Annotated in this window: 5 protein-coding genes and 1 pseudogene; 2 read left to right on the plus strand and 4 right to left on the minus strand. The window is 36.7% G+C overall.

The features are described from left to right. Positions 1-25: 25 nt before the first annotated feature. The 4 genes and pseudogenes from F7734_RS46130 to F7734_RS46145 all read right to left on the minus strand — a co-directional run. Positions 26-2,101, minus strand: coding sequence for an AAA family ATPase (locus F7734_RS46130; RefSeq protein ID WP_155751050.1), 2,076 nt, complete (start codon positions 2,099-2,101; stop codon positions 26-28). Positions 2,102-2,160: 59 nt separating this feature from the next. Beyond that, complete coding sequence (locus tag F7734_RS46135) at positions 2,161-3,012, minus strand: transcription factor RcaD (RefSeq protein ID WP_155751051.1); 852 nt, start codon at positions 3,010-3,012, stop codon at positions 2,161-2,163. 635 nt (positions 3,013-3,647) lie between these two features. Beyond that, positions 3,648-4,199, minus strand: a complete 552-nt coding sequence (locus F7734_RS46140; RefSeq protein ID WP_155751052.1) for a hypothetical protein — start codon at positions 4,197-4,199, stop codon at positions 3,648-3,650. Beyond that, positions 4,196-4,591, minus strand: a pseudogene (locus tag F7734_RS46145) (DUF4365 domain-containing protein); the annotation flags it as partial. The gene F7734_RS46140 and the pseudogene F7734_RS46145, both read right to left, overlap by 4 nt. Positions 4,592-5,037: 446 nt before the next feature. Here F7734_RS46145 and F7734_RS46150 point away from each other — a divergent pair. Continuing rightward, positions 5,038-6,540, plus strand: coding sequence for an AAA family ATPase (locus F7734_RS46150; RefSeq protein ID WP_155751053.1), 1,503 nt, complete (start codon positions 5,038-5,040; stop codon positions 6,538-6,540). A gap of 4 nt (positions 6,541-6,544) precedes the next feature. Next, entirely contained in the window at positions 6,545-7,279 is a 735-nt protein-coding gene (locus tag F7734_RS46155; RefSeq protein WP_155751054.1) for a hypothetical protein, read from the plus strand. Positions 7,280-7,310: the final 31 nt, after the last annotated feature.

Raw genomic sequence — 7,310 nt, forward strand, 5'->3', positions numbered from 1 at the left:
AGATAAACTATCTAAGTAATAACAACTACATCTTGACGATCAGACATACTGTCTGGTCTTCTTGTTTCGCTTTAGGATTTACAATTTTAATTTTCTGGTCAGAACACAATTGATTTAAAATTTGTTCTATATTTTCTCGGCTCATTTCAGCAAACTGACTGTGAGTGGTTTGAAGCAATTGCGATCGTCCTATGAATCCTTGAGTTATGACTACATTCAACAAATAATCTTTTACAGGTTGTAAATTTGGTTGGTCTGTGTCTGGTTCTTTACTAGCTGAAACAACGTTCAAATCTTGTAGCAACCGACAATCTTGTAGAATCTTAGAATTGTAGATTAGAGATTCTAATTCCTGCAAATTTATCATCTTCCCCGCAAGTACCAATTCATTGGCTTCGGCAGACTTAACTAAGTTATGATATGTAGCCAAGTAGTGAACTGAAGACAGTGCTGGTTGAAGGTGGCGATGACCAGTATTTGTAAAAATTTGTCTGTATAATTGATTTCCTGCAAGATTTGGCTTTCCAACGCTTCCAAAACGAATCAAGTACATAGTTTGACAGACTTTTTGCTGAATTGCTTTTTGGCAAGCATTCATAACATTAAAGAAACTGTTCATATTTGGTTCTTCTGTCCAGACAACTCCTACTCGTTCCTTTTTGTCAAGCTTTTGGTAACTCAATGAATAGCTAGCAAATTTTCCACTGATAAGTTTCAACTTAATTTCTTGGACTTTTAAAGCAGTTAGGGCTTGTTGCAACATCCGAATTAAATCAGTTGCATCTAACAAAGCAATCTTAGTAATTTTTTCTTGGTTTTTTTTATACTCTTGCTGCCATCGTAATTGAAAGTCTGCTTGAATTTTTTCTATTGGTGATACTTGCGGTAGCATTGGTTCTCCACCTTCTAACCATTGCGGCTTTGGAGGTTGTTTATCTCTGAATAACCATTCCTTATATTCTTGAAATAGTTGTCTCCCTAGAACTAACACGTTACGAGGTGTAGCTTTGTGGCTTGGAAACACTTTCTCTAACACCTGCTTATTTAAAGGAAAAATTTGAGAAGAAGGTTTTGGCTCGGCAGACTGATGTAGGGGATATAGCCGAGAACCTAAAAGGGCTTCAGCTTCCTCCAATGCGATCCGTTTTAATGGAATCCGGATAGTCGCTCTATCAATGTCGGAAGGCTGAACTCGCTTATAATTAACATTCCAGGTCTCTGTCCTAATACTAATAATAATTAAGAAACTTTTCCACCTGCCGTTAACAATTGTAGAGTTGACGCTAAATAACGCTTGTAAGTCAATAGAACCATCGGGCAAACGAGCAATACTATCTAATTGATCGAAACATAACACAATAGGCTGAGTTTTAGCAGAAATTTTGCTAAAGTTGCCCAGTATCCCTCGTGCTTTATCTTCATCATCAATAGATTGCTGCACTCTTAATTTTTTCAGGCTTTCCTCATCTAGGTTATCCCCTTTTAACCATTCACAAGCCAAAGAGTATAAGTCTGGATTAGTTAAGTTATAAAGAACACCAAAAAATTCATTTGCGTTATAAATTCCTGTGGTACCGATAGTTTTTTTGAGAAGCTCAATGAAGAATTGCCGATCGCGATCGGCATCGGTAGTGGTTTTTCCAAAAATGCTTTTTACTTTGGTAATTAAACTTTGTTGTTCGCGCTTTAGAGTCCTTTCAATTGTAGATAAGCAGCTTTTTATCCAGAGAATTAATTGAGAGTCTGCTTGTCCTACAGGAGAATTGACTAAGCTATCTACGGTATGGCGTAATATATGCCGCCAGATATGGTCGCTCTGAGGAAATGGTTCAATATAAACAAAAAAAGCTGTATCATTCAACTGTTGTTTCAGTTGACCCAAAAAGTGGGTTTTTCCTGTACCAGCATCGCCATAAAGAATCAGGGTACGAGTTTGACGATCTTGAGCCACTTCAGCTAATACATTTTTGATTTGGCTTAGTGACTTTTGATGAATAGATTCAATATTGGGAGGTGATTCCTGCTCTACCCAAAAATTTCCTGCTGCAAGATTATCAAATGGATTGAGCGATTTTTTAATAACTTCTTCGATAGTTGCCATGTTGATTTCTATTTTTGCTTTCTGAAATATTTTTCTAATTTTGATTTAGGTAACCTTTTCTAATTCACTGTAATAAAAAACAAGGAACCACCACTGATTTGAGGAATTCCAGCGTCAATTTGTTCTGAACTGTAATCCCCAGGTTCTGCTAGGGAACTCATTTCAATTTGGTCAGATTCTTCTAAACGATACAGTGCCTTATCCAATTCATCTCGTGACAGTGGGGGTTGCAACTTTTGCCGCAGATGGAAAATTGGCAAATAGTTATCACTACCTAGTTCCCGATCTAATTTCTCAATAGTACGTAAGATTTCTTCATCAGTGAGATTTACATTAGTGACCACAGGCGATTCAGCATCAGTAGGTGCTGTTGTGGTAGCGAGATCAGGTTGACTGTGTAAAGATTTGCGTAGAAAGCGCACATAATTATTAAGTAGATCCAAGCTGATAATGGCGGCTCCCTTGGGATTGTAATCGTCCCTCAAATACTCAATTCCACGTTCAGTCAGCCATACTTCAGCTTTAGTCCTTTTTATTTTGGTTTCAACTTCAACCAGTCCCTTGTCATGAAAGCCTTGCAAGATGGCGTCTCGTTCTTCTGACTTTACGGATTTGACACCAATTTCGCTTGGTGGGATTTTTCCAGAAGCCTTACTTATACGCTCTAGCAACTTCAATTCATTAGGTGTAAGTGGTATCTCACCTACTTCAGGTTTTAGGAGAGCGCGACCTGGGGGCAGGATTTTTACGGAAGCAATTTCACGGGAAAAGCTTATTAACTCGCGATCGCCTAAACTCTTACAAATTTTGTCCTTGCCCTTAAAAGAATTGAATGTATTTGCGCCAAGGCTCGCTCGGTAATTAGCACATCCTAGTAACTTTAGTAGGAACTTTAACTCATTTGTATCCATGTAAGTTTTTTCCCTGTATCTAAATCAGCACCACTCTAGCTTAGGTAGCAACAATTTACACCCCTCTTTATACTAATCGATTAATAACCAGATGGCTATGGTTATCATGAACATGGTAATATCACAGAGTTAAAACGCAGCTTGCTTTTAACTAAAATTTTCACTAAGAACTTTTAGTAAGAGCTGGGTCAATACTTGTCGGTTAAGCTAAAAATTCAAATTTAAGGTAGGTTGGGTTGAGGAACGAAACCCAACATTTATCAGCATTTGTTGGGTTTCACACACGGGTTTACCCAACCTACAAAAACGCTTATCCGAGCAGTATTGAGAGCTGGGTTTAACGCTTCCGTATGGTTATTAAGAAGACATTAGGGATTTGAGTAAAGATTCAGTATGCATGAGAGCAGGACTCATTCCACTTGCGTTTTTCCAACGGTAGCCAATTAATTGACCAGCACATTCGCGTCAAGTTAACGCACATTCAGTACTGGTTTTAGACCAGCTAACACTATGCCTAGCGATAAACCTCCCGCATCGAAAAACAGAGAAACAATTCCTTTAGATATACTCACAGTTCACCTATATTTTTTGACTTTACCGCCTCTGAATTCATAACACGAGTCCGGATTTAGACGTTAGGTATCCATTATTTGGTTATCCAAAGTAAAATCGTGAGGATTCTTGAGAATAAACGTATTATTTTCTTTAATTAAATCACCTCTGCAAAGAATAGGTAATCTCCCTTGATAGGCTTTAAGAGCCAATATATAACTCTGGTCGTTTAATTTCGTTTTAATTTTTCGGAGTTTATCAATTACAACACCAAGCAGTATAATTTCTCCGCTTAATTTGTCTGCTACTGGTTGTTCAATTTGCATGATAATTCCCTGAATAGTGGTATTCGGGACAGTAGTGATAAGTTCATTAATAATCTCTAGCTGAGAGCGATTTTCTACTACCGCTAAAGTTTCTGTTGCTTCGCTAATTCTAGTTGCGTAATCTCCCAAATTTTTTCTATTGGGTAGCAATATTTCAAATTCACCTCGTTCTATTTCTTGTTTCAGCCAAATCGTGGCATTATTCATAAACGAGCGATCTTCATGCCAACCATGTGTTTGTAGATAATTTCTGAGTTCTTCTAATTCTAGATTCTGAAAAATTTCAATATCCCGCACAGTAACTTTCATGGTTGTACTCCTTGGCTAAGCCCTTGCATAATTGATTGAAGGGTGGTGACTGTGAATTGGTTACTTCTGGGTAAAGTAATGGTAACATTATTTGTATTTTGCGTTTCTGGCAATCCCCTCAAAGACACCCAATATCCACAATGTCGCAGACACAGTTCTTCTTCTGATTGTTTTAACCAGTTTGCTAAGTTGTCAGGAATTAAAACTACAATTAAGATTCTTGGAATGGCAAAGTCTGTCATTCTCAAGTCGTTGTAGTTTTTTAGTATAAGAGGATAGCGGATTAATTTCTCATTGAGAACATCCCTTGACGTAGATTTTAATTGTAATTCTAACCGAGGCGCTCGAATGCGTCCTGTTCCTCCCTTGGCTGCAATTCCCCAGTCTACGCTGTCATCATCAACCGATGGTTTGTATAGAGAATAGCCAGCAACAGCCGCGACGCTTGTAAATAGGTATTGCTAAATTGTTCTTTTTGTTGATTTATATCCACGCTTAATCTATACCTCTACAATCTTCTGAGCATCCTTGAGTAGCTGTTTGTTACTCGTCTAGGTAGTTGTTGAGTGGGTTTCTGTAGAAATTACGGATAAGAACTCGTCATTATCAAACCCAATCAGGAACTGCTCTTACAAGTCAGGACTCTTCATTTCAGGAATGTGTAATTCCTTGTAAGGTTAATGATTGGGAAATAAGATACAAGGTCGATATATTCACCCAGTTATAAACAAAGTAAATATACGGTTTGACAACTTAAATTTCTAGTATATATTATGACTGTTTGTATATGTAATTTTTTTTTCCACTGAGGAATGTGCATATAAAATAGTACAATTAGATGGCTCATGGTGCTAGTATGATTGTTGATTCCGGTTCAACTCTGCAAGATATTTTTAAAGCGATCGCATCTGACAGTAGCGAATCCTATGTAGAACAAAAGGTGGTAGTACCTCTTTTGCATACGCTTGGCTACGACAGTGATGATTGGCGAACTCAAGTTGTGATTTTAAAATCTAAGCTTGACTTCCTAGTGGGTAAATCTGACTCAGCTTTGGTGGCACCCCCCTACTTAATTATTGAAGTCAAAGCCCCCTATAAAAAAATTGCTCATAGTGTTTGGCAACTCAATAACTATATGCGCCGTACAGGAGCAGTTCTTGGTTTGTTAACCAATGGCTATGACTTTCGCATACTTTATAATTGTGATGGAAAAATTACAGACGTAGTAGAGTACTCACAAGCAACACTGATTGCAAAGTATCAGTTATTTTACAAAATATTATCTAAAAAAACATATTTGCACTTTACTTCTACTTTGTATAAAAATCAGCAACAAATTCGCACACGCTTTTTTGATTTAATCTCAAAAGCAGTAGAGCAAGAAGGTATGTCGGGTTTATCGAACCAAGGTAAGGTATCTTTCGCTCAAGTACAGCCAATTAGGGGAGAAAACACTTTGGTGACAAACACTCAAGAGGAACATAAATCAATGATTATTACTGTATTTAACAATAAAGGCGGGGTAGGTAAAACTACAACGACTATTAACCTTGCAGCTGCTCTTAATAAGTTGGGTAAGCGAGTATTACTGATTGATATCGATGCTCAAGCTAATTTGACAATGGGTTTGGGGATCGATCCATTAGAAGATGTTGAACAGCAAGGAAAGAAAGATATTTGTCATTTATTAACTGAGCCAAGAACTAAATTGGAAGACACAGTCATTAAAAAGCATTGGGGAGATGTCCAATTAGACGTAATTCCATCACATATCCGTCTGTCTCACCTGGAAATTTCATTAATACAAACAGTTGATAGCGATCGCTTACTTGCCAAAAAACTTAGAAGCAATAATTATGATTTTGTATTTATCGATCCACCTCCTTCATTTAGCAAGGTGAATGGTATTTCCCTAATGGCATCTTCAGCCATTTTGATTCCTACTCAATTATCTTCTTACCCAGTTAGAGCTTTAGAATATGTGATAGCTCAGGTTGGAAAAGTACAGGATTACAAAGAAGAAAACTTACCTATATTAGGTATTGCAGTTAGTATGTATGACCAAAAATCAGCGAAAGTCAATGCATCTATGGTAAAAAAAATTTTCTCTATTTTAGAGAGTAGTGGTGTAGGAGACAAAATAGAACTATTCCCTGAACATACTTGGATACCACGGTTGAATATTGTTTCTAGTTGTCCGGATAAAGGTTATCCTATCAATCAGGCAGAATTTGATGATAAGGTAACACATCAAGAAAAAGAATATGCACAAAAAGCCGTTGAAAGTTACACACAATTAGCTAAACATTTAGTTAAAAAAATTACTAAAGGAGATTTATAAAACGATGAGTTTAACAGAACGACAAATTCGCATTGGAAAAAACTTGGGTATTAGACCCATTAGCCATGGGCAAGTATACACATACCAAATTGCTGTAGCAGAGTCAGAAAAGCAAAGTATTTCTATAGAAAGGCTACAATTAATTGAAGACAGCTTAATTCAGCATAAAAGCAATTTAATGCCTCTTATTGTACGTCGTACAGAAGCATATAGTGAGGAGGAAGAGTATGAAGTCATTTATGGCGCTGATTGGTGTCTAGTTGCTAAAGAACTTGATATAGAAAAGCTCTGGGTTTGGGTTTATGATATGACAGATGAACAAGCATCTGCTGCAAAAGAAGAAATGCAGCAATTACTTGTTAACAGTGTAGATGAAAATGATATTAGTGCTTTAATAGACCAAAAGCTGAAACCGATTTACTCTAAGCTGAATCAAGTCACTTCTACTCTTTCTAGTAATACTGAAAAGTCCAACTTCGATCATAAATTCACAAAAATCGAAAATCAACTTCAACACCTAGTATCTATTGTTGAAGCAATTTCTGTAAGAATTGATGAATTGTTTCCTCCTCCTCGTAAATTAAATTTAGTAACAGCTAAGGAAAAAGAAATTGATAGTGCTTTAGAAAAAGCTGGCATATATTTTAAACAAAGAACAGCCGTATTAGAAGCTATTAAGTATTGGCAAAATTCAGGCAAAATTTTAACTTGGCAAAATCTAAAAACTTCAAGTACATAGTGAGAACATTAAATTAATAACTGTGGATAAA

Source organism: Scytonema sp. UIC 10036, from assembly GCF_009725235.1.